This is a genomic window from Pseudonocardia sp. UM4_GMWB1, from assembly GCF_017312155.1.
Lineage (GTDB): Bacteria > Actinomycetota > Actinomycetes > Mycobacteriales > Pseudonocardiaceae > Pseudonocardia > Pseudonocardia alni.
Window position 1 is genome coordinate 5,416,476 of the sequence record NZ_QJPN01000001.1, and the last position, 24,451, is coordinate 5,440,926.

Consider the following 24,451-nt stretch of genomic DNA (forward strand, 5'->3'; position numbering starts at 1 on the left):
CTCAGGTGAGCGGACGGGCGCACTCGTCGAGCGCCGCGCCGGCCAGCCCGGCGGGGTCGGCCGGAGCGGAGTCGCCGCCGCGGACCTGCCGCAGCCGCTCGATCGGGGCCCGTGAGGCGAACCCGCGGTCGGCGAGGCCGGCGACCCAGTCGACGAGGCCGTCCCAGTGGCCGTCGGGGTCGAGCAGCACGACCGGCTTGCCGTGGAGGCCGAGCGACCCGGCCGTCCAGACCTCGAAGAGCTCTTCACAGGTCCCGATGCCGCCGGGCAGCGCGAGGAACGCGTCGGCACGATCCTCCATCTGCTGCTTGCGCTCGCGCATGCTCTCGACGACGAGCAGCTCGTCGCTGTCGTGGTCGGCCCACTCGCGCTCGACCATGGACCGCGGGATGACCCCGACGGTGCGGCCGCCTGCCTCCCGGGCGCCGGCCGCGACCGCACCCATCATCGATTTGCGGCCCCCGCCGGACACGAGCGTCCAGCCGCGGGCGGCGACGGCACGGCCGACCTCCCGGGCGAGGTCGAGGTAGTGCGGGGCGACGCCGTCGGAGCTGGCGCAGTAGACGCAGACGGCGAACCCGGGCTCCGGACCGGCCATCAGTGCGTCTCCTCCCAGGCGTGGTAGGCCTCGTTGACCACGTCGACGGCGTCGTCGATGTCGTCGGTGACGTGCAGCAGGTCGAGGTCCTTCTCACCGATCTTGCCGTCGGCGAGGACGGTCTTGGCGATCCAGTCGTAGAGGCCGCCCCAGTAGTCGCTGCCGAGCAGGACGACCGGGAACTTCGTGACCTTCTTGGTCTGCACGAGGACGAGCGCCTCGAACAGCTCGTCGAGCGTGCCGAACCCGCCGGGCAGGCAGACGAACGCCTGCGAGTACTTCACGAACATCGTCTTGCGGGCGAAGAAGTAGCGGAAGTTGATCCCGAGGTCGACCCACGGGTTCAGGCCCTGCTCGAACGGCAGCTCGATGCCGAGCCCGACCGAGAGCCCGCCCGCCTCGGAGGCACCGCGGTTCGCGGCCTCCATCGCGCCCGGGCCGCCCCCGGTGATGACGGCGAACCCGGCTCCGGCGAGCCGCGCCCCGAGCTCGCGGCCCAGCTCGTACTCCGGGGAGCCGGCCTGCGTGCGGGCCGAGCCGAACACGGTCGCCGCGCGCGGGAGTTCGGCGAGCATCCCGAACCCCTCGACGAATTCGGCCTGGATCCGCAGCACCCGCCACGGGTCGGTGTGCACCCAGTCGGCCGGGCCCCGGGAGTCGAGCAGCCGCTGGTCGGTGGTGGTCGGCTCGATGCTGCGTTCGCCGCGCAGCACCACCGGGCCACGCTGCTTCTCGGGCTGCTTCTCGTGCAGCGTCCGGGGATCGGCGTTCTCGTCGGCCATGACGATCACGGTATTCGGGCGGCGACGACCCGGCCCCGCCGGTGGGGTCGTCGCCGCGGGCCCGGCCGGCTCCGGTCAGGCGGGGTGGCCCGCGAGGTAGCGGCGCAGCACCGCGGTGCAGGCGGTGATCGCGTCCTCGGCGACGTGCTCCTCGCGGGTGTGGGCGAGGTTCGGGTCGCCGGGCCCGTAGTTGACCGCCGGGATGCCCAGCGCGGCGAAACGGGAGACGTCGGTCCAGCCGTACTTCGCCCGCGGTACCGCCCCGGTCGCGGCGACGAACTCCGCGGCAGCCGGCGCGGACAGGCCCGGCAGCGCTCCCGGCGAGAGGTCGGTGACGACGAGGGGGAACCCGTCGAACACCTCTCGGACGTGCTCGACGGCCTGCTCGGCGGACCGGTCCGGGGCGAACCGGAAGTTCACGGTGACGACGCACTCGTCGGGGACGACGTTGCCCGCGACCCCGCCGCCGATCCGCACGGCCTGCAGACCCTCGCGGTACTCGCAGCCGTCGATGTCCACCCACCGAGGCCGGTACGCCGCCAGCCGCGAGAGGATCTCCCCGGCCCGGTGGATCGCGTTGTCCCCCAGCCAGGACCGCGCCGAGTGCGAGCGTCGTCCCGAGGCCCGCAGCTCGACGCGGAGGGTGCCCTGGCAGCCGGCCTCGAGGGTGCCGTCGGTGGGCTCGCCGAGGATCGCGAGGTCGGCGTCGAGCCAGTCCCGGTGCTCGCGCTCGATGCGGCCGAGCCCGTTGCGTTCCGCCTCGATCTCTTCGCAGTCGTAGAAGACCAGGGTGAGGTCGTGCCTCGGCTCGGCCAGCGTGGTCGCGAGGTGCGCGAAGACGGCATCGCCGGACTTCATGTCCGAGGTGCCGCAGCCGTGCACGATCCCGTCGGCGCGGCGCGACGGCACGTTGTCCGCGATCGGCACGGTGTCGATGTGCCCGGCCAGCAGCACGCGGTGCGGACGCCCCAGATCGGTGCGCGCGAGCACCGCGTCACCGGACCGCAGCACCTCCAGGTGCGGTGCCTGGGTCCGCAGCGCGGCCTCGAGCGCGTCGGCGAGTCGCCGCTCGTCACCGGACACACTGGCGATGTCGACCATTGCGGCCGTCAGGGTCACCGGGTCGGACGTGAGGTCCAGCGCGGGCAGCGTCGTCGTCACCGGCCCGACGCTACCGACCCGCCCGGGCGCCCCTCCCCCGCGACCCGGCCGTGCCCGGGCACTCCGGACCGACCGCCGCGGCGCCGGATCGACGCCCCGGCCCCGTGCCGCGTCGCCGGGGGGTGGGCTCCTTGGTCGTGGCTTTGCTCTGCTCACCGATACGCAGCACGGGCCCACGGGCGCCTCTCGCGCCCCTCCCGTCGGACCCGGATCGGGGCAGGGTCGGGGGCGTGAACGGTCTCCGTCCGCCTCCTGGGGGCCGTCCCCAGCCTGCCCGCTGCGTATCGGTGAGCAGAGCAAAGCGACGCACGGACGGCCACCTCCGGACGACCGATCGGGCCGCGGCCCGCCGCGTCGATCATCGCCGGCACCGGCGACGGCCCGGCTGTCCACAAGTGCGCGAGTTGTCCACAGGTTCGCAGGTCGCCGGCGCATTCCCGGCTCGCGGACGCAGGGTCGGTGCATGGACATCATCGAGGGCGACCGGCTGCCCGCGGAGCCGCCGACGGCGCCGGTCGACATCGTCGTCCCGGATCTGTCCGGCCTGGTCCGGCGGGTGCGGCGCAGCGCGGACCTGTCGCAGCGGGAGCTCGCGGAGCGGACGGGGCTGGCGCCGTCGACGATCGCCCGGATCGAGAGCCGGTCGCTCGCGCCGGCGCTGGACACGCTGGCCGCGATCCTGTCGGTCGCGGGGCTGCGGCTGGTCGTCGTCGACGCGGAGAACCGGCGGGTGCCACCGATGGAGGACCCGCCGGGTGACCTGCGGGACGGGGCGGGGCGCAGGTTCCCGTCGCATCTGGACGTGATCCTCGACCCGCTGCCCGGTGAGTGGTGGGGCGACCGGTACGGCTGCGCCCGACCGCCGGAGACGTTCCACCGGGACCGGCCGCTGCGCGATGCGATGCGGCGGCGCAGCGTGTGGGAGGTGCGGGTCGCGCAGTTCCGCACCGTGCCGCCACCGCCGACCATCGAGCACTGGATGATGATGCAGGCCCGTTGCCGGGCGTGCGGGCGGCTGCCCGACCCGCCACCGCCGCCGTTCGCGCCGACCGCGGTGCTCCGCTATCTGCAGGCCGCGGCCCTGCTGCTCTCGGCACGGGCAGCCGATCATGAGGACGTGTCCCGGCGCACCCACCGCGGCGTGCCGTGGGCGACGGCGGGACGGTAGGTTCGGGGCCCGTGAGCACCGAGTACCGCCGCGAAGGCGCTTCCGGAACCGGCCTGGCCACGGTCACGACCGACGGCACCGTCCTCGACGTCTGGTACCCGGCGCCGGTGCTGGCCGGGGGCTCGTCCGACGACGCCGTCGACCTGGCGCACCTCGTCGGGACCGACGAGCTGCGTGGAGTCCGCACCGAGGTCGTGCGCACCGAGATCGCCTCGCTGGCCGACGCGCCCGCCGATGCCGCCGACGTCTACCTGCGGCTGCACCTGCTCAGCCACCGCCTCGTCCAGCCGCACCAGGTGAACCTCGAGGGCCAGTTCGGGCTGCTCACCAACGTCGTCTGGACCAACCACGGCCCGTGCCCGGTGCCCGGGTTCGAGCTCACCCGGGCGACGCTGCGCGGCCGCGGCCCGGTGACCGTCACCCATGTCGACAAGTTCCCGCGGATGGTCGACTACGTGATCCCTGCCGGCGTCCGCATCGGTGACGCCGACCGCGTCCGGCTCGGCGCGCACCTCGCCGAGGGCACGACCGTCATGCACGAGGGCTTCGTCAACTTCAACGCCGGCACTCTCGGCGCGTCGATGGTCGAGGGCCGGATCTCCGCCGGTGTCGTCGTCGGGGACGGCTCGGACGTCGGCGGCGGTGCCTCGATCATGGGGACGCTGTCCGGTGGCGGCAAGGAGGTCATCTCGATCGGCCGCCGCTGTCTGCTCGGCGCGAACGCGGGCCTGGGCATCTCCCTCGGCGACGACTGCGTGGTCGAGGCCGGTCTCTACCTCACGGCGGGCACCAAGGTCACGCTGCCCGACGGCAGCACCACCGCGGCGCGCGAGCTGTCCGGTCAGAACGGGCTGCTGCTGCGCCGCAACTCGGTGTCCGGCGCGGTCGAGGCGCTGGCCCGTACCGGCGACGGCATCGCCCTCAACGCAGCGCTGCACGCCAACTGACGGCCCGGCAGCGGTTCGCGGCGGAACGACCCACAGAAGCAGGACGGCAGGGACATGGTGGGTATGGACGGGGCTGCACAGCCTCCGGGGAACCTCTACGGCGCTGCGGACCTCGGTGAGCCGCTGACCGCGGGACCGCAGGACCCGCCGGTGGCGCACGTCCGCGCGCTGCTGGACAAGCGGCTGCGCGCGATGCTGCGGCACGAGCCCGGTGTGCGCGACGGATCCGAGATCGAGGACCTGCACCAGATGCGGGTCTCCGTGCGGCGGATGCGGGCGGCGCTCAAGGCTGCCCGCCCCCTGCTCGAGCACACCTGGGCGGACCTGCTGCGCGCCGAGCTCGGCCGGCTCGGCCGGGCGCTCGGCCCGGTGCGCGACCTCGACGTGATGATCGCCCGCCTCCGCGGTGAGGTGGCCACGCTGCCGTCGGCCGAACTGGCCGCCGGTGAGCGACTGATCGCGGTGCTGGAGGCCGAGCGGGTCGGTGCGCGGGCCGAGATGCTCGACGAGCTCGACTCCGACCGGCACGCGGCACTGCGTCGCTCGCTGGTCGAGGCCGTCTCCGCTCCGCTGCCGGAGCCGCCGGACGAGGTCGCCCGCCCCGAACTGATCGAGCTGGTCCGGGCCGAGACCCGCAAGCTCGTCAAGGCGGTGCGCCGGGCCGGGCCGAACCCGCCGGACATGACCCTGCACGACCTGCGGATCCGCACCAAGCGGCTGCGCTACACCGGTGAACTCGTCGAACCGGCGATGCGCGACGCGGACGGGTCCCGCACCGACGACGCCCGTCAGGTCCGCCGGATGTTGAAGGCCGCCGCCGGACTGCAGGAGGTCCTGGGGGACCACCAGGACGCCTGCGTCGCCGAGCACCGCATCCGCGCCCTGCTCGACGAGCTGGGCCCCGGCCCCGACGCCCACGAGGTCTTCGTCGGCGGCCGATTGGTCGAGCGGGAGCGGGCCCGTGCCGAGGCGCTGCGCGAGCAGTGGTGGGCCGCGTGGGAACGTCTGGCCGAGCAGGCCGAGGCGCTCTGAGACGGCGCCCGCTCAGCGCGGACGGTCCCCGATCCTGACCACCGCGCCGCCCTGCAGCGCGGCGCCGATCAGAAGCAACGCGATCGCGGCCGGGAACCCGGCGGAGTCGATGACCAGGCCCATCACCAGCGGTCCCACCCCGGCGGAGAGGTAGCCGATACCGAGGCCGAAGCCGCTGACGGCGGCGCTGCGGGCAGGGGTCGGCGTCCGCCAGGCGATCACGGTCAGTCCCAGCGGGAACCCGGCGCCGACCCCGATCCCGATCAGGATCGCCCACAGCCACGGCAGTGGCGTCCCTTGCGCGGGGGCGAGCAGCACCCCCAGCGTCCCGGCGGCCGAGCTGAGTACGGACAGCGCCGCCCAGAACCGCCACCGGCGTCGTCGCTCGGCCGCGGCCGGGAACAGCAGCGCGGACGGGATCTGAGCAATGCTCCACACGGCGAGGAGGAGCCCGGCCCCCTGGGGCGACCAGCCCTGCGACTCGTAGAACGGCGACAGCCAGGTCAGCCAGCCGTAGAAGATCGTCGACGTCCCGGCCAGGTAGCAGGCGACACGGCGGGCGAACGGGTCGTGCCGGACCCGGACCTCCTCGGCGAGCGAGGGGCCGTCGCCGGTCGCCTCCGGGGCGCCCACGGGCTCCCGCCGGGCGTGACCGATCCGGCTCGCGACCGGGATCCACACCGCGACGGCGAGCACCGCGGGCACCGCCCACACCGCGAGCGACCACGACCAGCCGCCGAGCGCGACGGCCAGCGGCACCGCGACCGCGGACGCGACCGTCGCACCGATCATCATCGAGACGACGTAGGCACCGGTCACCGCACCCGCACGCTCGGCCAGATGCTCCTTGACAACCCCGGTGAGCAGCACCCCGGACACCCCGATGCCGAGCCCGACCAGCACCGAGCCACCGACCAGCGCGGACAGCGCCATCACCGACCGCAGCAGACTGCCCACCGCGATCGTCGCCACGGCGACGCCGAGCAGCCGCTCACGGCCGACCCGGACGGCGACGGCGGCGGCGCCGAACGAGCCCACCGACATCATCAACACCGCGCCGGCCTGCACCAGACCGGCCGCGCCCGCCCCGATCCCGAGGTCGGCCCGCGCGGTCTCCAGCAGCGGCGGGTACCCGGCGAGCCCGGCCCGCAGGTTGACCGCGAGCGCCAGCACCCCGAGCAGGACCAGGGCGGGCCGGATGACCGGCCGGGACCGGGCCACGGGGGCGCCAGGCCCGGCGCCCCCGGGTAGGTTCCGACCACCGGGACGCGGTGCCTGCATTCGACGGCTCCTTCGCCTGCCGGCTCGCTGCACCGGCCTCGTCGCTACCGGGGCGATCCTCTCCCGGGATCCTTGCCTATCGCAACGACGGCGACGGTCAGGCCGCGCCGAGCCGCTCGACCGCGGCGTCGATCCGCTCGTCCGGCGCGGTCAGCCCGACCCGGACGTGCTGGGCACCGGCGGGTCCGTAGAACTCACCGGGTGCGACGAGGATCCCCAGGCCGGCGAGCCGGTCCACGGTCTCGCGGCACGGCTCGTCCGCGCTCGCCCACAGGTAGAGACCGGCCTGCGAGTGCTCGACCGTCAGCCCGGCCTTCTCCAGCCCGGCCCGCAGGCGGGTACGACGGGCGTCGTAGCGGGCGGCCTGCTCAGCGACGTGCGCGTCGTCGGAGACGGCCGCCTCCAGCGCGGCCTGCACCGGACGCGGCACGATCATGCCCGCGTGCTTGCGGACCTCCAGCAGCCCCGACACCAGCGTCGGGTCCCCCGCGACGAACCCGGCGCGGTACCCGGCGAGGTTCGACACCTTCGACAGCGAGTGGACGGCCAGCAGCCCGGTGGTGTCGCCGTCGCAGACGTCGGGGTGCAGCACCGACCGCGGGGCGGGGTCGGAGTCGCCGGGCAGTCCGAGGTAGCACTCGTCGGAGGCGACGACCGCGCCCCGCTCCCGTGCCCAGGTCACGACCTTGCGCAGGTGCTCGACCGGCAGGACCCGGCCGGTGGGGTTCGACGGCGAGTTGAGCCACACCAGCCGGACCCGGGCCGGACCCGCGGCGGTGAGGCCGTCGGAACGGACGTGCCCGGCCCCCGCCAGCCGCGCCCCGACCTCGTAGGTCGGGTACGCGAGCTCCGGGATGACGACGGTGTCGCCCGCGCCGAGGCCCAGCAGCGTCGGCAGCCACGCGACCAGCTCCTTGGAGCCGATCGTGGGCACCACCGCGGCCGGGTCGACCCCGGACACCCCGAAGCGCCGCTGCAGGGAGGCGACGACCGCCTCGCGCAGCGACGCCGGGCCGTGCGTCGTCGGGTAACCGGGCTCGGAGGCGGCCGGCCCGGCCACCGCGTCGCGCAGCACCCCGGGAACCGGGTCCACCGGGGTGCCGACCGACAGGTCGACGATGCCGTCCGGGTGCGCCGCCGCGCGCTCACGCGCACCGGTCAGCGAGTCCCAGGGGAAATCGGGGAGGTCGAGCCTGCTCACTCGTCGTGTTCCTGCGGGGGCAGGCTCTTCGCCGGCTCCACGTCACGGTCGACCTTGCCGAGCTTCGAGGCGCCGCCGGGCGAGCCCAGCTCGTCGAAGAAGTCCACATTGGCCTTGGTGTAGGCGGCCCACTGGTCGGGGACGTCATCCTCGTAGTAGATGGCCTCGACGGGGCAGACCGGCTCGCAGGCCCCGCAGTCGACGCACTCGTCGGGGTGGATGTAGAGCATCCGTCCACCCTCGTAGATGCAGTCCACCGGGCATTCCTCGATACACGCCTTGTCGAGCAGGTCGACGCAGGGTTCGGCGATCACGTAGGTCACTTCGGTGGTCCTCCACTCGGAGCAGCGGGCACCCGGAGATCATGTGGTGGAAGGGTGCCCGGTCAAACTGGGACGCCCGCAGGTTAACCCGCGCCCCCGGGCGGGGCAGGAGTGAGGTGGTCGGGTTCATGCTGGACGAGCTGGCCGGGCGGAGGGTGGCGCTGCGCCACCGCATCGCGCCCGAGGGCGCACCGGGGCCCCGGCTGACCGACGCGGTCGGCGAGCTGACGCCCGACGGGCCGGACGCGGTCGTCGTGCACACCCGGTCGGGACCGGTGCGGATCGCCCGCGACGCCGTCGTCGCCGTCCGCGAGGTGCCGCCCGCCCCGGCCCGGCGCGCGTCCCGGGCGGCGGTGGACCGGCTGGAACGCGTACGGGCGGCGGCCTGGCCGGCGCCGGTCGCCGAAGAGCTGGGCGGCTGGCTGCTGCGCGCGGCCGGCGGCTGGACGCGGCGGGCGAACTCCGCGCTCGCGCTCGGCGACCCGGGGATGCCGGTCGAACGAGCCCTGGAACGCGTGCGGGAGTTCGCCGGGCGGCACGACATCGCCCCGACGGTGCAGGCCCCGGTGGACGCGCCCTGGTCGAACCGGGTGGCCGAGGCGGGCTGGGTGCGGGCCGAGGACCCCGGGACCTGCACCGTGCTCGTCACCCGCGCCGCGTCCGAGGGCCCGGCGCCGCAGTGGCCCGCGACGCCCGGACCGGACTGGTGGGCCGCGCAGGGCGAGCCGGAGCCCGGGCCCGGCGCGCCCGCGTGGGCGGTGCTGACCGGGGTGCTGCGTCCCGGTGAGCAGAGCGGAGCGACGGACACGGACCGCGTCGAGGTCGGGTTCGGCACGCTCGCCGACGCCGCCGGGACGCCGCTCGCGTCGGTGCGGGCCGCCGTCGTCGACTCCCACGTCTACGTGTCACGGCTGTGGGTCGTCCCGGCCGCGCGGCGCGGCGGTCTCGCGGCCCGGCTCACCGGACAGGCGCTGTCCTGGGGCGCGGCGCACGGGGCGCGGCACGGGATGCTCGACGTCGCCGACGACAACACCGCCGCGCTCGCCCTCTACCGCGCCACCGGCTGGACCGACCACCACCGCTACCACTACCTGGTCCCCCCGGATCCGGCCTGACCGGAGGGTCAGGGGCTCAGGCGAACCCGCGGCGGAGCAGCCAGGCGCGGGCCTGCTTGGCGGCGCGCTTGAGCCCCGACCACTCCCCCAGGTACTTCCCGACGACGCCGACGACCGGCAGCAGCCCGAGCCACTGGTGGTAGAAGCGGCCGTGCGGGCGCTTGCCGAGCTCGTCCTCGACGCCCCACAGGGCCCGTCCGAGACGCCACACGGCGCTGCCTACGCGCTTGAGCGTGGCCCGCTTGCCGTCGCCGGCGAGATCACCGGTGAGCTCCTCGGCGCGGGCGTCGGCATCGGCGTCCTCGGCCGCGGTGAGCTCCCGGGCGGCGAGGTCGAGCTCGCGCTGGAACAGCACCGACGCCAGCAGCTCGACGAGCCGGTCCTCCGAGCGGACGCCGTGCTCGCCCGCGATCGCGACGAGCAGCAGCCCCTCGCCCGCCGCGCCGACGGCGTCGGACACCGGCAGGGTGCGGGCCAGTGCCCCGCCCAGGCCGGGGATCGCGGCGATCAGCGTGGTGAACCGGCCGACCCGGTAGACCCACCAGTCGGTGCGGGCGGGGACGTCCATCGCCGCCCAGGCCGAGGTGCCGGGGACCTTCACCGACGCCAGCGCGTCGAGGATCTTGTCGGCGAGCGAGCGTTCCTCGTCGGTCGCGTCCTCCGGACGGTCCGAGCCGGGCGCCACCCGGGCCCGCAGGCCGAACGGGTCGGACTCGCGCAGCCCGTCGAGCACCGGCCGGGTGGCCCGCACGAACGGGCGCAGGACCTGCACCAGGTCGTCGTCGGAGATCGTCATCGGGTCACCCTTCGGTCGTTGCAGCCGTCCGCCAGCCGGTCGAGCACCCTGCGGAACGACACGACGCCGGTCACGGCGCCTGCGACGAGCAGCAGCAGCGACTCCCAGTTCACCGGGAGCAGGAGATCCCCGCCCGGGCCGAAGAAGCCGAGCACGAGCACCGCCGCGAACCAGACGACCAGCGGGGCCGCCGCACCCGCCGGGGTCGGGAGGATCTCGGTGGCCGTGGTGTGGATCAGCCACGGCAGCGAGACGACCACGATCACCGTGCCCAGCGGCACCGGGACCGGGCCGATGTAGAGCATCTGGAACATCAGCTCGAAGGCCACCAGCAGCAGCGAGATCACCAGCAGCACCAGCGCGAGCGGGAGCCTCGTCACGTCGCTCACCCGTCGACCCCCTCGAACAGATCCGTCTCCGTCGTGCCGGGCGGCGCGCCGGCGAGCACGTACTCCTCGACCCCCAGCAGCGGCTGGACGATGCCGTTGCTCATCGCGAACGCGACCCAGCCGTCGCCGCTGCGGACGTCGATCTGGGTGGCGTGCGCCCGCATCGCCGCGACCCGCTCGTCGTCATGGGCGTCGACGTCGACCCGGGTGGTGACGGCGGCGGCGTCGTGGCCGGGGTGCTCGTCGGGCGCCGGCCAGCGCAGCCCGGTGCGGTCCGGGTCCCCGCCGAGCGCGGAGTGCAGCTCGGTGAGCCCGTCGTCGAGCAGCGCGCTCGACCGCACCGCGAAGTACAGCTTGGCGACGACGTCCGGGCGCGCCCCCGCCGCGGCGACGACCAGCTCGTGCGCCCGGACGTGGTCGGGATGGCCGTAGCTGCCGTCGGAGGCGTAGGAGACCAGCACCTGCGGGCGGACCTCGTCGATGATCTCCAGCAGCTGGGCGAGCTGGGTGCCGAACGGCTCCGGGGCGGCGAACGCCCGCGGGTGCAGCTCCGGCGGGAGCGCGGCGCGGGTGCCGTGCCCGGCCAGCACCATGCCGGAGTCGCGCCAGCGCCCGGGGCCGCCGAGCCAGCGGTGCCGGGGCCCGCCGAGGGCGGCCAGCGCGGCGTCGAGCTCGCGGATGCGGTAGCCGCCGAGCTGGTCACCGCGGTCCGGGGCGAGCTCGGCCAGCTCCGGACCGATCACCTCGCCCTCCTCCCCGAGGGTGCAGGTCACCACGGTGACCTCGCAGTCGGGGTCGGCGGTGTAGCGGGCGATGGTTCCGCCGGTGGTCAGGGTCTCGTCGTCCGGGTGGGCGTGGACGAGCAGGAGGCGACGAGCAGGCACGCCGGGAGCCTACGGGGCGATGATCGACCCCGCCGCGGCGTGGGGGACGACGGGCAGCGGGAACTCCGCCGCCTCCCCCGTCGCCGGGGGGAACGTGATCGTCGCGCCGGTCAGCGGCACGGTCGGGACAGCGGTCCCGCCCAGCCCCGCGGGTTCGACGCCGTCGCGGACCAGGAGGTCGCCCAGGGCTGCGATCATCGCGCCGTTGTCGGTGCACAGCCGGGGCACGGGCACCCGCAGGGTGATCCCGGCGCCCGCGCAGGCGCGCTCCATCTCGGTGCGCAGTACCCGGTTCGCCGCGACCCCGCCGACCATGAGCAGGGTGTCCGCGCCGCGCTCGGCACACGCCCGCAGGGCCTTGCGGACCAGGACGTCGACGACGGCCATCTGGAACGACGCGGCGACGTCCGGGACCGGGACGGCGCGGCCCGCGTCCTGGGCGGCCTCGACGTGCCGGGCCACGGCGGTCTTGAGCCCGGAGAAGGAGAAGCCGAACGCGGCGTCGCGTGGACCGGTCATCGGGCGCGGGAACGCGATCGCGGCCGGGTCGCCGTCGAGTGCGGCCCTCGAGACCGACGGGCCGCCCGGGTACGGCAGGCCCAGCAGCCGGGCGACCTTGTCGAAGGCCTCCCCCGCCGCGTCGTCGACGGTGTCGCCGAGGTGCTCGACGGGGTCGCGGGCCAGGTCGCCCAGCGCCAGCAGCGAGGTGTGCCCGCCGGAGACGATCAGGCAGACGCAGCGGTCGGGCAGCGGGCCGTGCTCCAGGACGTCGACGGCGGCGTGCCCGGCCAGGTGGTGCACCCCGTAGAGCGGCACCTCCAGCGCCGCCGCGTACGCCTTGGCCGCCGCGACGCCGACGTGCAGCGCGGGCGAGAGCCCCGGCCCCGCGGTGACGGCGACGGCGTCGATGTCGGACAGCGACACCCCGGCCGCCTCGACCGCCGCGCGCACCATCGGCGTCACCGCGCTCACGTGGGCGCGGGCCGCGACCTCCGGGACCACACCACCGAAACGGGCGTGCTCGTCCGCCGACGACGCCAGCCCCTCGCCGAGCAGCACCCCGTCCCGGACGAGACCGGCACCGGTCTCGTCGCACGACGTCTCGATCCCCAGAACCAGCGACACGCCACCCAGTTTCGCACCGGGTGGCGTGTCGTGGCCGTGGGGTCCTGCTCGGACGGGTCGTGCTCGGTCAGGTCCGCAGGAGCGCGCGCTCCTCGGCGAAGTGACAGGCCACCCGGTGCCCCGGGCCGGACGCGATCTCCAGGACCGGCTTCTCGTCGATGCAGCGCGCCTTGTCGGCGTCGGACAGCTCCAGGTGCTTCCAGCACCGGGTGCGGAACCGGCAGCCCGACGGCGGGTCGGCCGGGTTGGGCACGTCCCCGGTCAGCACGATCCGCTCCCGCACCCGCTCGACCGCCGGGTCCGGGACGGGCACCGCCGAGATCAGCGCCTGGGTGTAGGGGTGCTGCGGCCGGTCGAACAGGTCGTCGCGGTCGGCGACCTCGACGACGTTGCCCAGGTACATCACCGCGACGCGGTCGGAGATGTGGCGCACCACCGACAGGTCGTGGGCGATGAACAGGTAGGTCAGCCCGAAGTCGCGCTGCAGCTGCTCGAGCAGGTTGAGCACCTGGGCCTGGATGGACACGTCCAGGGCCGAGACGGGCTCGTCGAGCACCACGAACTTCGGGTTGAGCGCGATCGCCCGTGCGATGCCGACGCGCTGGCGCTGCCCGCCGGAGAACTCGTGCGGGTAGCGCTCGGCGTACTCGGCCGAGAGCCCCACGGTCTCGAGCAGCTCCGGGATCGTGGAGTCGGTGAGCTCGCCGCCGAGCAGCTCGTACTTCTCCGACAGGATCGATCGGACCGTCATGCGTGGGTTCAGCGACGCGTACGGGTCCTGGAAGACGATCTGCATGTCCTCCCGGGCCGAGCGCAGCTCGGACTGCCCGAGCGCGGTCACGTCGCGGCCGTTGATGTGCACGCTGCCGGCGGTGGGCTCGTGCAGCCTCAGGATCGCCCGGGCCGCGGTCGACTTGCCGCAGCCGGACTCGCCGACCAGCGACAGCGTCTGCCCCTCGGGGATCTCCAGGTCGATGCCGTCGACGGCCTGCACCACACCGACGGTGCGCTGGAACAGCACACCGGAGCGGATCGGGAACGACTTGGTCAGCCCCGCGGTGCGCAGCATCGGCTCGCCGGTCGCCGTCTCCGCGACGTGTGCCTCGGACACCGGCACGACCGGCTCGCGCGGCGTGGCGGCGGCCTCGCCGACCTCGTCGGAGTGCAGGCAGGCGTGCAGGTGACCGGGCCGGTCGGTGAGCTGGACCAGCTCCGGGGTCTTCTCCGCGCAGGACGACGTGGCGAACCGGCAGCGCGGGTGGAACGCGCAGCCCGACGGGACGTGCGCGAGGTTCGGCGGCTGCCCGGGGATCGGCTCCAGCTTCTCCGGCCGGGCCTGGTCCATCCGCGCCAGCGACGACAGCAGCCCGTAGGTGTAGGCGTGCCGCGGCTCGGCGAAGATCTCGTCGTTGGTCCCGGTCTCGACGACCCTGCCCGCGTACATGACCATGATCCGGTCGGCGTGCGCCGCGACCAGGCCCAGGTCGTGGGTGATCAGGACGATCGCCGTCTCGCGCTGCTCCTGGAGCTTCTCGAGCAGGTTCATGATCTGGGCCTGCACCGTGACGTCGAGCGCGGTGGTCGGCTCGTCGGCCAGCAGCACCTTCGGGTCGTTCGCGAGCGCCATCGCGATCATCGCGCGCTGGCGCATCCCGCCGGAGAACTCGTGCGGGTACTGCGACGCCCGCGCGGCCGGGTTCGGGATGCCGACCTCGCCGAGCAGGTCGACGGCGCGGCGGCGGGCGGTGACCTTGCCGGCCTGCCGGTCGTGCGCCCGGATCATCTCGGCGATCTGGTCGCCCACCCTGTAGACCGGGTTCAGCGCGGTCAGCGGGTCCTGGAAGATCATCGCGATGTCCTTGCCGCGCAGCTTGCGCTGCTCGGACTCCGACATCGTCAGCAGCGAGCGGCCCTCCAGCAGCACCTCGCCGCTGGGGAACGTCGCCGGCGGGGTCGGGACGAGGCCCATCAGGCTCATCGCCGACACCGACTTGCCGGAGCCGGACTCGCCGACGATCGCCAGGGTCTCGCCCCGGTCGACGTGCCAGCTGACGCCGTCGACGGCCTTGACCACACCGGCGTCGGTGGCGAAGTGCACCCGCAGGTCGCGGACCTCGAGCATGTGCTCGGTCATCTCAGTTCCCCCCGCGCAGCTTCGGGTCGAGCGCGTCGCGGAGACCGTCGCCCACGAACGCGAACCCGAGCGTCGTCAACATGATCGCCAGGGACGGGAACAGCCACAGGTGCGTGACGCCGTCCGCGGACAGGTAGCGCGCGGCCGAGCTGATCAGCCGGCCCCACTCGGGCACGTCCGGTGGCACCCCCACCCCGAGGTAGGACAGCGACGCCATCGCGACGACCACCACACCGATGCTGGTGAGCGAGTAGACGAGCACCGGGGCCACCGCGTTGGGCAGGATGTGACGGCGCAGGATGCGGCCGGTCCCGGCCCCGATGGAGCGGGCGGCCTCCACATACTCGGCCTCGCGCAGCGCGAGAACCTGGCCGCGCATCAGGCGCGCGGTGGTCATCCAGCCGAGAGCGACCAGCGCGATGATCACCGGGACGATGCCGTTGCCGGTCGCCCGCACGATCACGATCGCACCGACCAGCGCCGGGAAGGCCAGGAAAATGTCGATGACCCGGCCGATGACCGAGTCCCAGGCGCCACCCTTGAAACCGGCCAGCGCGCCGAGCGAGAGCCCCAGCAGCAGGGAGAACAGGACGGTGGAGATACCGACGATCATCGCCAGCCGCGTGCCGTAGATGACACCGGAGTAGAGGTCGCGTCCGAGCACGTCGGTGCCGAAGAAGTGCGACCCCGATGGCGACTGCAAGGTGTTGAGCAGGTTCTGCTCGAACGGGTCGTACGGCGTCGAGAACGGCGAGATGATCGCGACGACGACCAGGAAGGCCACGATGACAAGGCCGACCATGGCCAGCCGGTTACGGCGGAAACGCCGCCAGATCTCGGCGAACTGGCCGGGGCCCTGGGGCCGGCCGACGGGCCCCGCGGACGGGACGGTCGGTAGCGCAGCGGCCGGGCCGGCGTCGCCGGTGTTCGGGGCGCCCCCGGGCGAGGACGAGGTGGTGGCCGCGCCGGAGGTGGGAGGTGGAGGGTTCATGAGGGTTCGCCTCGCGAGGTGTCGGGACGTGGGCCGGGACGAGCGCGGTGCGCGTCAGTTCAGCCGGATCCGCGGGTCGAGGTAGGCGTAGAGGACGTCGACGACCATGCTCAGCAGCACGTAGGCGACAACCGTGTAGATGACCACGGCCGTGATGATCGGCGCGTTGTTCGTCGTGATCGCCCGGGAGAGCAGGTAGCCGACGCCGTTGTACTGGAAGACGGTCTCGGTGATGATGGCGCCGCCGACGTAGGACCCGAGTGTGAGGCCGACGAAGGTGACTACGGGCAGCAGTGAGTTGCGCACCGCGTGGCGGCCGATGACCGTCCGTTCGGGCAGCCCCTTGGCGCGTGCGGTCCGGACGTAGTCCGCGCGCAGCACCTCCAGCATCGATCCGCGCATCAGCCGTGCGACGAACGCCGCCTCGATCACGGCAAGCGTGAACGCGGGCAGCAGCACGTCGAAGTACCAGGGCACCTCGACGGTGAAGCTACGCGGCACCGGCGGGAACGGTCCTACGCCGGACACGTTCGCGACGAGGAAGATCGCCAGCACGAAAACCGGGATGCCGATCATGACCGTGGTGAGGACGGTGACGAAGGCGTCCCAGAACGAGTAGCGGCGGACGGCGGCGAGGATGCCCGCGCTGACCCCGAACAGGATCAGGAAGAGCACCGCGACCAGGCCGAGCACGATCGTGTTCGGCAGGACGTCGAGGATCAGCTCGCTGACCGGCCGTCGCTGGTCGAAGTCGACGCCCATGTCGCCGATCGCGAGGTTGCCGAGGTAGTTGACGAACTGGATCAGCAGCGGCTGGTCCATCCCGAACTTCGCACGATTGAGGGCGGCGATCTCGGGCGGGACCGCCTTCTCCCCGGAAGAGGCGAACGGGTCGCCGAGCGCGAAAGTGGCCAGGAAGATCAGGAATGCGGCGACGACGACGACCAGGAGTCCCTGGAGTACGCGCCGCAGGATGAAGCGGCCCATGTGGTGGCTTTCCCGTCGGGTGCGGACCGCGTCCGCGCACCCGCTCCCGGGTCACGGGAGCAGGTGCGCGGACGGGCGGTCACTTCAGGGTGATGGTGTCCAGCGTCGGGTTCTCGAAGAAGTCCATGCCGACGTTGCCGAACCGGTCGGTCGCCGCCAGCCGGTACTGCTGGCGCTGGAACATCGGAATGATGGCCAGGTCGCGACCGATCGCGATCTGCTCGGCCTGCTTGTACAGGTCGTCGCGCTGGGCCTCGTCCTTGGTGGCCGCGGCACGGGCGAGCAGCTGGTCGAACTCCGGGTTGGAGTAGCGGCCGCGGTTGTTGCCCAATGCAGGTTCGGTCGGCGATGCCGCACCGATGGACGTGGTGTCGAGCAGCGGCCCGAGGAAGTTGGCCGGCGTCGGGTAGTCCGCGCCCCAGGCCGACCGGTAGATGCCTGTCGCGTCCGGCGCCTGCTGGTTGTCCAGCAGGTCGCGGAACGGCACGCCCGAGTAGTTGACCTTGATGCCGAGGTTCTGCTCGATCTGCTGGCGGACCGCCGCGGTCCACTCCTCGTGGCCGCCACCGGTGTTGAACTGGAAGTTCAGCTCGGTACCGGGCTGGAAGCCGGCCTCCTGGGCGAGGCGCTTGGCCTCGTCCGGGTTGAAGGTGCACGCGTCGCAGACACCCTCCTGGTAGGCCTGCGGGAACGACGGCGGCACGATCGCGGTGGCCGGGGCCTGCCCGCCCTGGAAGACGCCTGCGGTGATCGCGGCGCGGTCGATGGCCATCGAGACCGCCTTGCGCGCAGCGACCGAGTTCATCGGCGGCTTGGTGACCTGGACCGACAGGTAGTTGATGCCCGCGGTCTTCTTGGAGATCCACTTGCCCTGCGGGTCGAACTCGTCACGGGCCTGTGACTGGACCGGGGTGGGCATCCGGGCCCAGTCGAACTGGCCGTTACGGAAGCCGTTGTACTCGGCGTCGGCACCGGTGTCGGCCGGGGTGATGGTGATCTCGACGGCGTCGAGGTTCGCTTTCGGGCCCGCCGTGTAGTTGTCGTTGCGGACCAGCTTGATGCCGCGGTCGTGCTGCCACGGGCCGTCCATCCGGAACGGGCCGTTGCCCAGCGGCAGGTCGTTGTAGGTGGTGTTGTCCGCCGCACCGGCCGAGGCCGGGACCGGAGACAGCGCCGGGTGTGCTGTCCGCAGCTCGAACTCGCAGTTCGGCTCGGACAGCGCGACGGCCAACGTGTTCGGGTTCGTGGCGTTCACCCCGGACAGGGTGGTCGCCGTCCCCGCCTGCATCTGCTCGTAGCCCTGCACCTGGTTCAGGTGGTAGGCCACCTCCGATGCGGAGGCCTTCGCCGTGGTCCGCTCCCAGCCGCGCTTGAAGTCAGCGGAGGTCAGCGGGGTGCCGTCGGAGAACTTCTGGCCCGGCTTGAGATTGAACGTCCACTGCGTGCAGTTGTCGTTCGAGGTCCAGGTATCGGCGACACCGGGGTACTCGTCACCGTTGGGCCGGACCTGGACCAGACCGGTGAAGAGCTGCTTGGCGACCAGGGCACCCTCGGACTCCTGGACGTTGTACGGGTCGATCGCCGTCGGCTCGGTGAGCCCCATGCGGAACACCCCGCCGGGCTTGCCCGGGACCTGTTCCGGGTCCGGCGTCTCCGGGAACCCCTGCCCGGCCTGGGCCGCACCCCCCGAGGCCCCCGTGTTGCTCTGCTGGCTGCAGCCGGTGAGGACGAGCCCCACGACCGCGGTCAGGGCGATGGCCGAGGCGGCCGCCCTTCTTCCCCTCATCTGCCGTGCCTCTCGAGATGTCGTGGGTGCACGCCGTTGTCGCACCCGTCCGGGACGCGACGGACCACCGGATGTGTGCCGGGGCCCGTCGGGAGGCACGCTAGGAATCGCGGCTCTCCAGCAGCGAGGTCCGACGCCGGTCGTGGCGAAACGGTGACCAGTGAACGGCGTAACGGGCTCGCAGCCGAACCGGACAGTAACAACGGGACCGTTGCGTCGCACAGCCCTCGATGCATGCCGAAACACAGTTGGTACTTACGTACCACTCGCCGTCACCGTGCAGCAGCGGAGTGCGTCCGAACGGACGCGTCCGACGGTGTCAGTTCGGGTCGTCGTCGCCGGTCGGGCGCTCGCCCGAGCCCTCCGGCTCGGCCCAGGTCCGGGCGCCCGACATCGGGCCGGTCGCGATCGGGCCGGGCGTGACCCGGGTGGCCGCGTCGGTCTGCGGGTTGCTGATGACCAGACCCTGCGCCTGGTACAGCGGCAGCGCGGGCAGCTGGCGCCACAGCACCCGCTCGGCCTCGGCGACGACGGCCGGGTCCGGGCTCTCGGCGACCAGCAGCTCGTCGAGCAGCGGCTGCAGCGCGGGGAAGCAGGCCACGCCCGGCAGCTCGCCGGGCACCGCGTCCGCGGGGCAGCCGTAGTCGGAGTCCAGTCGCGGCCCGACCGCGCCGTAGGCGGCACGGGGTGCGACGAGCACGTCGACGGCGACCGGGGTCCCGGAGTCGGGGGAACCGGACGTCGTCGGGGCGGCGGTCGTCGTGGTCGGGGCCGCCGGGGGCGTAGTGACCGGTGCGGCGCTGCCGCCGGGCACCGGGCCCGCAGCCGGGGCGGGAGTGGTGGTCGGGGTCGGCGTCGTCGGGGCGACGCTCGGCTCGGTCAGCAGGTCCGGTGCCGACGGGGCGACGATCGTGGCGCCGATGCCGCCGGCCTTGAGCTGCTCGGCCACGACGCGGGCGACGTCCACGTCCTCGGTCCGCTCGGCCCCGGCGCCGATGACCACGCCGAGCGGGCGCCCGCCGAGGGTCCACCGGCCGTCCTGACCACGGACGTAGCCCGCCTCGGTGAACGCGGCCGCGGCGGCCGCCGCATCGGGTCGGCCGGGGGCGCCGGCGGGAGCGGTCGGCGCGTAACCGGGGTCCGACGGGGCGGCGCCGAAGGCGTTCACGGCTACGGCGTCGGGGTTGACGCGCTCGCGGATCGCGTCGCGGTCCAGCAGCGCCGCGATGCCCTCGCGGACCCGGGGGTCGGCCAGGGGGCCGTCGGTGGTGCGGAACTCCAGCTGCTCGACGGCCGGGCGCGGCCCGCTCTGCACCGTCGGCGGCTCGGGGCTCCGGGCCAGGACGTCGAGGGCCTGGGTGATCTCCGGCCGGGCGTCGGGCAGGGCGAGGTCGACGCCCTGGCTCTCCAGCGCCGTCGGCAGGGTGTTCGCCGGGATGCGGCGCAGGATGATCTCGTCGACCACCGCGGCGGTCGCCCAGTACGGGTCGTTGCGGGCGAGCAGGACCTCGCCGCGGAGGCGGTCGACCTGCATCAGCCGGAACGGGCCGCCCGAGGCGGGCACCCCACCCGCGAACGGGGCGGTCCAGCCGCCCGGCGCATCCTTGAGCAGGTGCGCGGGCAGCAGGTTGCCGAACAGCTCCCGCCAGTGCGGGTAGGGCTCGCGGAACACGACGTCGACGGCCTTGCCCGCGGCACGCGAGCGCACGTCGGTGATCTCGCGGTAGCCCGCGGCACCGATCGTGTTGGGCCGGCTGCGCATCTGCTGCCAGAGGTAGACGAAGTCCTCGGCGGCGATCGGGGCGCCGGTGGACCACCCGGCGTCGCGGTTGAGCTCGTAGCTGACGGTGAACGGGCTCTGCGAGGTGACCGTCGCGGACGTGGCGACGGTCGTGTCGAGCTGCGGCACACCGCGGTCGTCGGGCCGGAACACCGACGGCAGCGTCATCGACGCGATCGCCGTGGTGACTGCCGACTGGTCCGACCGCAGGTGCGGGTTGAACCCGGGCCCGAGGTCGTCGACGCCGACCACCACCCGGGTGGGGGCGGTGACCGGCTCGGTCGGGCGGTTCGTCTCCGGCGGGGGCGCCGGCTGCGGGTCCGCCGCGCAGCCCGTCAGCGCCAGCAGGGCGACCAGCAGGAGCGCCGGGAGCGCCCGGAAGCGTCGACGTGCTCTCACGTCCGCAGTATCCCCACCGGGGCGGGCACGCCCGCCGGACGGGGTCCGGCGGGCGCCTCCGCTCTGCTCACCGATACGCAGCGGGGCCGGATGTCGGTGAGGCCGTGCTCTGCTCACCGATGCGCACCACCGCAGCGCACGGGCCGTGCGGGTCACTTCGTGGCGTTGGCCGCGGCCTTCGCGCGGGACCGGGCGCGGGCCCGCAGGTTCGGGTCCAGCTCGATCTTGCGGATCCGGACGTTCTCCGGGGTGATCTCGACACACTCGTCGGTCGCGCAGAACTCCAGCGACTGCTCGAGGCTCAGGATCGTCGGCGGGATCAGCTTGACCAGCACGTCGGAGGTCGACGAGCGGATGTTGGTCAGCTTCTTCTCGCGGGTGATGTTGACCTCGAGGTCCTCGTTGCGGGTGTACTCCCCGACGACCATCCCGCCGTAGACCAGCGTGGTCGGCCCGACGAACAGCGTGCCGCGGTCGGCGAGCTGGTCGATCGCGTACGGGGTGACCGGCCCGGAACGGTCCGAGATCAGCGAGCCCTTGTTCCGGGTCCGGATCTCGCCGACCCAGGGGCCGTAGCCGTCGAAGACGTGGCTGGCGATGCCCGCGCCGCGGGTGATCGTCAGGAACTCGGTGCGGAAGCCGATCAGGCCGCGGGACGGGACGCGGAACTCCATCCGGACCCGGCCCTCGCCGTGCACCATGTCGCCCATCTCGCCCTTGCGGGCGGCAAGCAGCTGGGTGACGGCACCGAGGCTGTCCTCGGGCACGTCCACCGACAGCTGCTCGAACGGCTCGTGCAGCGTGCCGTCGACGGTCCTGGTGACCACCTGCGGGCGGCCGACGGTGAGCTCGAAGCCCTCGCGGCGCATGGTCTCGACCAGGATCGCCAGCGCGAGCTCACCGCGGCCCTGGACCTCCCAGGCGTCGGGGCGCTCGGTCGGCAGCACGCGGATGGACACGTTGCCGACCAGCTCGGCGTCGAGCCGGCCCTTCACCAGGCGGGCGGTCAGCTTCTTGCCCGGGTGCGGGTCGCGGCCGGCAAGCGGCGAGGTGTTGGTGCCGATCGTCATCGAGATGGCGGGCTCGTCGACGTGGATGCGCGGCAGCGCGACCGGGGACTCCGGGTCGGCGAGGGTGTCGCCGATGGTGACCTCGGCGATGCCCGCGACGGCGACCAGGTCACCGGCGCGCGCCTCGTCGGCGGGGACGCGGGTCAGCGCCTCGGTACGCAGCAGCTCGGTGATCTTCACCCGCGGCGTGGTCCCGTCCTCGCGGCACCAGGCGACCTGCTGGCCGCGGCGCAGCACGCCGGCACGGACCCGGCACAGCGCGATACGGCCCAGGAAGCTGGACGCGTCGAGGTTCGTGACGTGCGCCTGCAGCGGGGCGTCGACGTCGTCGGCGGGCGGCGGGACGACGTCGAGCAGGGTCTCGATGAGCGGCTCGAGGTCGTCGGAGTCCGGGAGCTCACCGTCGGCCGGACGGATCCGCGAGGCCTTGCCGGCGCGGCCGGACGCGTAGACGACCGGGAGGTCGAGCAGGTGGGCGGTGACCGACTCGTCGAGCTCCAGCTCGTCGGCCAGCTCGAGCAGCAGCTCGAGGGACTCGTCGACGACCTCGGCGATCCGGGCGTCGCCGCGGTCGGTCTTGTTGACCACGAGCATGACGGGCAGGCCGGCGGTCAGGGTCTTGCGGAGCACGAAGCGGGTCTGCGGCAGCGGGCCCTCGGAGGCGTCGACGAGCAGCACCACGCCGTCGACCATGGACAGGCCGCGCTCGACCTCGCCGCCGAAGTCGGCGTGGCCGGGGGTGTCGACGACGTTGATCGTCGTGCCGTGCCAGTTCACCGCCGTGTGCTTGGCGAGGATCGTGATGCCCTTCTCGCGCTCCAGGTCGTTGGAGTCCATGACCCGGTCGACGAGCTCGGCGCGCTCGGCGAAGGCACCGGACTGGCGGAGCATCGCGTCGACGAGCGTGGTCTTGCCGTGGTCGACGTGCGCGACGATCGCGACGTTGCGCAGCTCGGGTCGGCCGGCCCGATCGGGCACGGCGTCGCTCTCGAGCGAGGAACGAGCGTCGAGGGCCGAGGCGGAACGAGGGATGGTCACACCTCAACGGTATCCGCTGCAAGCCCTTCACCCTGCCCCGGGCGCAGGTTAGCCTGACCTCATCATGGGCAAGGTCAAGAAGAAGTGCTGCCGGTCCAAGCCGAAGCGGTGCAAGAGCTGTCCGGTCGTCGCACTGCGGCTGCGCAAGGCGGGTGCGGACGATCTGAGCGGCAAGGCACTCACCCGCGCGATCAAGATCGCGCGCATCTACTGAACGGACGTATGACCCGCTGACCTGCGACGACGTCGCGCTTCGGGTTGCGTGCGCACCGCCTGTCCGGTAGGGCGGCGGCAGGCCGGTCGACGTCGTCCGGCAGGTCCGGGTCGTCGTGCGCCCGGACCCCGGACCGGCCTTCATGATCACCCCGTGCGCTGCGACGACGCGTCCGGTGCGCGGTGCCGGCATGGCCGGAATCACAGTCGTCCGAGTGGTCCGGTGACACCGTGTGTGGTGGCGTTCGCCGATCGTTCACCCCGCGGCCCGCCCCGCGGTACCGCCGGGCCCCGCCGGGTGCCCGGTCACGGCTTCGCGGAGGCGGTCCAGGAGCTCGTCGGGGCACCGGAGCTCCGCCGGTTCGACGACGAGCGTCCGCCATCCGTGCCGACGCAGCACCGCCCGCCGCCACGCGGGGCCGCAGCCGTCGGCGCCGGTCCCGGAGTCGACCGGGTCGTGCACCTCGACCGCCAGCCGGGCCGCGGGGAACGCGAGGTCGAGCAGCACCCCGGCCACGGTGACGTCGGTGCGCCAGGCCCGCACCCCCCTCCGGGCGAGCAGCGCCCGCAGCCCGTGCCGGGCCCGGACGGCGACCCGGCGCGACGCCCCGGCCAGCATCCGGCCGACCGGGGCCGACCCGTGCGCACCGAGGCTGCGGGCGTGTGCCTCGACCAGTTCGGCCGCGCCGACGGAGCCCGTGGTGAGCACGTGGTCGAGCAGCGCCTCCCCGGGTACCGACGGGTCGGCCGCGGCCTCCAGCACCGCCGCCGCGGGCCGGGCGACGACCGCACCGTCGTGGGTGACGACGTCGCGCAGGTCCAGGTCCCGGCGCCGGACGAGGACCCCCGCCCGCGACCGCGGAGCCCGCCGGCGCGGCACGGTGACCGTGACGACCGCGGGTGCGGACGGGAGCAGCCCCCACCACCAGGCCGCGGCGGCCCCGGTCAGCACGGCGTCCTCCCCCGCCCAGAGTGCGGCGGCGCGGACCCGGGACCGCTCGCTCGGCGGGTGGGCGGTGTGCCGGTACACGCGGGGGTGCACGGGGATCCAGCGCCGTGCGGCGAGCCTGCGGTCGACCTGGTCGGTGGACAGGCCGTGGGCCAGCGCCTGAGCCCGGGTGACCAGGCCGTCCTGCGCGGCGACGAGCCGGGCGAGCGGGTCGGTGCCGCGCGACGTGCGGCGGCGGGCCGCCCCGTGCGCGGCGGCCGGGAGGACGGACGGGACGGAGGCGGTGGTGTTCCGGTTCATGC

General features: G+C 73.7%; 22 protein-coding genes. 5 read left to right on the forward strand and 17 right to left on the reverse strand.

Features of this window, described 5'->3' with window-relative positions; all coding sequences use genetic code 11:
• Position 1 precedes the first annotated feature (1 nt).
• The 3 genes from DMP15_RS25355 to dapE all read right to left on the reverse strand — a co-directional run bounded on the left by DMP15_RS25355 (position 2) and on the right by dapE (position 2,529).
• The gene (locus DMP15_RS25355) at positions 2-598 is read right to left on the reverse strand and encodes a TIGR00730 family Rossman fold protein (protein ID WP_073577739.1); all 597 of its coding nucleotides are present in this window, start codon (positions 596-598) and stop codon (positions 2-4) included.
• The gene (locus tag DMP15_RS25360) at positions 598-1,380 is read right to left on the reverse strand and encodes a TIGR00730 family Rossman fold protein (protein ID WP_100880847.1); all 783 of its coding nucleotides are present in this window, start codon (positions 1,378-1,380) and stop codon (positions 598-600) included. Before DMP15_RS25360 ends, DMP15_RS25355 begins: the two co-directional genes overlap by 1 nt.
• A 75-nt stretch (positions 1,381-1,455) precedes the next feature.
• Positions 1,456-2,529 (reverse strand): succinyl-diaminopimelate desuccinylase, encoded by a 1,074-nt coding sequence (gene dapE / locus DMP15_RS25365; RefSeq protein WP_237453954.1) that lies wholly within the window; start codon positions 2,527-2,529, stop codon positions 1,456-1,458.
• Positions 2,530-3,004: 475 nt separating this feature from the next.
• Here dapE and DMP15_RS25370 point away from each other — a divergent pair, with 475 nt between their 5' ends.
• The 3 genes from DMP15_RS25370 (at position 3,005) to DMP15_RS25380 (ending at position 5,688) form a co-directional block, all read left to right on the forward strand.
• Positions 3,005-3,709, forward strand: coding sequence for a helix-turn-helix domain-containing protein (locus DMP15_RS25370; protein ID WP_073577737.1), 705 nt, complete (start codon positions 3,005-3,007; stop codon positions 3,707-3,709).
• An 11-nt stretch (positions 3,710-3,720) separates the two neighbouring features.
• Entirely contained in the window at positions 3,721-4,656 is a 936-nt protein-coding gene (gene dapD / locus DMP15_RS25375; RefSeq protein ID WP_139282980.1) for a 2,3,4,5-tetrahydropyridine-2,6-dicarboxylate N-succinyltransferase, read from the forward strand.
• A gap of 63 nt (positions 4,657-4,719) precedes the next feature.
• On the forward strand, positions 4,720-5,688 hold the full coding sequence (locus tag DMP15_RS25380) for a CHAD domain-containing protein (RefSeq protein WP_073577735.1): 969 nt from the start codon (positions 4,720-4,722) through the stop codon (positions 5,686-5,688).
• Positions 5,689-5,700: 12 nt separating this feature from the next.
• On the opposite strand, the gene DMP15_RS25385 is transcribed toward DMP15_RS25380, so the two are convergent.
• The 3 genes from DMP15_RS25385 to fdxA all read right to left on the reverse strand — a co-directional run bounded on the left by DMP15_RS25385 (position 5,701) and on the right by fdxA (position 8,493).
• On the reverse strand, positions 5,701-6,909 hold the full coding sequence (locus tag DMP15_RS25385; protein WP_073577734.1) for an MFS transporter: 1,209 nt from the start codon (positions 6,907-6,909) through the stop codon (positions 5,701-5,703).
• Between the two features lie 157 nt (positions 6,910-7,066).
• The gene (dapC, locus tag DMP15_RS25390) at positions 7,067-8,170 is read right to left on the reverse strand and encodes a succinyldiaminopimelate transaminase (RefSeq protein ID WP_337826538.1); all 1,104 of its coding nucleotides are present in this window, start codon (positions 8,168-8,170) and stop codon (positions 7,067-7,069) included.
• Positions 8,167-8,493, reverse strand: coding sequence for a ferredoxin (gene fdxA, locus DMP15_RS25395; RefSeq protein ID WP_020626080.1), 327 nt, complete (start codon positions 8,491-8,493; stop codon positions 8,167-8,169). The genes dapC and fdxA overlap by 4 nt, the downstream gene beginning before the upstream one ends.
• A gap of 128 nt (positions 8,494-8,621) precedes the next feature.
• Between fdxA and DMP15_RS25400 the strand changes: the two genes are divergently transcribed.
• Positions 8,622-9,608, forward strand: a complete 987-nt coding sequence (locus DMP15_RS25400) for a GNAT family N-acetyltransferase (RefSeq protein ID WP_337826539.1) — start codon at positions 8,622-8,624, stop codon at positions 9,606-9,608.
• 16 nt (positions 9,609-9,624) lie between these two features.
• Here DMP15_RS25400 and DMP15_RS25405 read toward each other — a convergent pair whose 3' ends face one another.
• From DMP15_RS25405 to typA, 10 genes are all read right to left on the reverse strand, one after another.
• Positions 9,625-10,404: a hypothetical protein gene (locus DMP15_RS25405; RefSeq protein WP_337826540.1), complete on the reverse strand. Its 780-nt coding sequence runs from the start codon at positions 10,402-10,404 to the stop codon at positions 9,625-9,627.
• Positions 10,401-10,793, reverse strand: a complete 393-nt coding sequence (locus tag DMP15_RS25410; protein WP_337826541.1) for a hypothetical protein — start codon at positions 10,791-10,793, stop codon at positions 10,401-10,403. Before DMP15_RS25410 ends, DMP15_RS25405 begins: the two co-directional genes overlap by 4 nt.
• The gene (gene mshB, locus DMP15_RS25415) at positions 10,790-11,677 is read right to left on the reverse strand and encodes an N-acetyl-1-D-myo-inositol-2-amino-2-deoxy-alpha-D-glucopyranoside deacetylase (protein WP_073577731.1); all 888 of its coding nucleotides are present in this window, start codon (positions 11,675-11,677) and stop codon (positions 10,790-10,792) included. Before mshB ends, DMP15_RS25410 begins: the two co-directional genes overlap by 4 nt.
• Before the next feature lie 9 nt (positions 11,678-11,686).
• On the reverse strand, positions 11,687-12,802 hold the full coding sequence (tsaD, locus tag DMP15_RS25420; RefSeq protein WP_100879687.1) for a tRNA (adenosine(37)-N6)-threonylcarbamoyltransferase complex transferase subunit TsaD: 1,116 nt from the start codon (positions 12,800-12,802) through the stop codon (positions 11,687-11,689).
• A 67-nt stretch (positions 12,803-12,869) separates the two neighbouring features.
• Positions 12,870-14,936: an ABC transporter ATP-binding protein gene (locus DMP15_RS25425; protein WP_073577729.1), complete on the reverse strand. Its 2,067-nt coding sequence runs from the start codon at positions 14,934-14,936 to the stop codon at positions 12,870-12,872.
• A gap of 1 nt (position 14,937) precedes the next feature.
• Entirely contained in the window at positions 14,938-15,927 is a 990-nt protein-coding gene (locus DMP15_RS25430) for an ABC transporter permease (protein ID WP_337826542.1), read from the reverse strand.
• Positions 15,928-15,981: 54 nt separating this feature from the next.
• The gene (locus DMP15_RS25435) at positions 15,982-16,914 is read right to left on the reverse strand and encodes an ABC transporter permease (RefSeq protein WP_073577727.1); all 933 of its coding nucleotides are present in this window, start codon (positions 16,912-16,914) and stop codon (positions 15,982-15,984) included.
• A gap of 79 nt (positions 16,915-16,993) precedes the next feature.
• Positions 16,994-18,700, reverse strand: coding sequence for a peptide ABC transporter substrate-binding protein (locus DMP15_RS25440; RefSeq protein WP_337826543.1), 1,707 nt, complete (start codon positions 18,698-18,700; stop codon positions 16,994-16,996).
• A gap of 319 nt (positions 18,701-19,019) precedes the next feature.
• On the reverse strand, positions 19,020-20,879 hold the full coding sequence (locus DMP15_RS25445) for an ABC transporter family substrate-binding protein (RefSeq protein ID WP_073577725.1): 1,860 nt from the start codon (positions 20,877-20,879) through the stop codon (positions 19,020-19,022).
• Positions 20,880-21,031: 152 nt separating this feature from the next.
• Positions 21,032-22,927 (reverse strand): translational GTPase TypA, encoded by a 1,896-nt coding sequence (typA, locus tag DMP15_RS25450; RefSeq protein ID WP_073577807.1) that lies wholly within the window; start codon positions 22,925-22,927, stop codon positions 21,032-21,034.
• A 124-nt stretch (positions 22,928-23,051) separates the two neighbouring features.
• Between typA and DMP15_RS25455 the strand changes: the two genes are divergently transcribed.
• Entirely contained in the window at positions 23,052-23,201 is a 150-nt protein-coding gene (locus DMP15_RS25455; RefSeq protein ID WP_020626377.1) for a hypothetical protein, read from the forward strand.
• A gap of 255 nt (positions 23,202-23,456) precedes the next feature.
• Here the strand turns inward: DMP15_RS25455 and DMP15_RS25460 are convergent, their stop codons facing one another.
• Positions 23,457-24,449 carry a type IV toxin-antitoxin system AbiEi family antitoxin domain-containing protein gene (locus tag DMP15_RS25460; RefSeq protein ID WP_073577724.1) on the reverse strand — a complete coding sequence of 331 codons (993 nt, stop codon included), beginning with the start codon at positions 24,447-24,449 and terminating at the stop codon, positions 23,457-23,459.
• Positions 24,450-24,451 lie beyond the last annotated feature (2 nt).

Coding starts and splice junctions, on each gene's coding strand:
- DMP15_RS25355 (WP_073577739.1), bottom strand. CDS start 598: ATGGCCGGTCCGGAGCCCGGGTTCGCCGTCTGCGTCTACTGCGCCAGC.
- DMP15_RS25360 (WP_100880847.1), bottom strand. CDS start 1,380: ATGGCCGACGAGAACGCCGATCCCCGGACGCTGCACGAGAAGCAGCCC.
- DMP15_RS25370 (WP_073577737.1), top strand. CDS start 3,005: ATGGACATCATCGAGGGCGACCGGCTGCCCGCGGAGCCGCCGACGGCG.
- DMP15_RS25380 (WP_073577735.1), top strand. CDS start 4,720: ATGGACGGGGCTGCACAGCCTCCGGGGAACCTCTACGGCGCTGCGGAC.
- DMP15_RS25400 (WP_337826539.1), top strand. CDS start 8,622: ATGCTGGACGAGCTGGCCGGGCGGAGGGTGGCGCTGCGCCACCGCATC.
- DMP15_RS25405 (WP_337826540.1), bottom strand. CDS start 10,404: ATGACGATCTCCGACGACGACCTGGTGCAGGTCCTGCGCCCGTTCGTG.
- DMP15_RS25425 (WP_073577729.1), bottom strand. CDS start 14,936: ATGACCGAGCACATGCTCGAGGTCCGCGACCTGCGGGTGCACTTCGCC.
- DMP15_RS25430 (WP_337826542.1), bottom strand. CDS start 15,927: ATGAACCCTCCACCTCCCACCTCCGGCGCGGCCACCACCTCGTCCTCG.
- DMP15_RS25435 (WP_073577727.1), bottom strand. CDS start 16,914: ATGGGCCGCTTCATCCTGCGGCGCGTACTCCAGGGACTCCTGGTCGTC.
- DMP15_RS25440 (WP_337826543.1), bottom strand. CDS start 18,700: ATGAGGGGAAGAAGGGCGGCCGCCTCGGCCATCGCCCTGACCGCGGTC.
- DMP15_RS25455 (WP_020626377.1), top strand. CDS start 23,052: ATGGGCAAGGTCAAGAAGAAGTGCTGCCGGTCCAAGCCGAAGCGGTGC.
- DMP15_RS25460 (WP_073577724.1), bottom strand. CDS start 24,449: ATGAACCGGAACACCACCGCCTCCGTCCCGTCCGTCCTCCCGGCCGCC.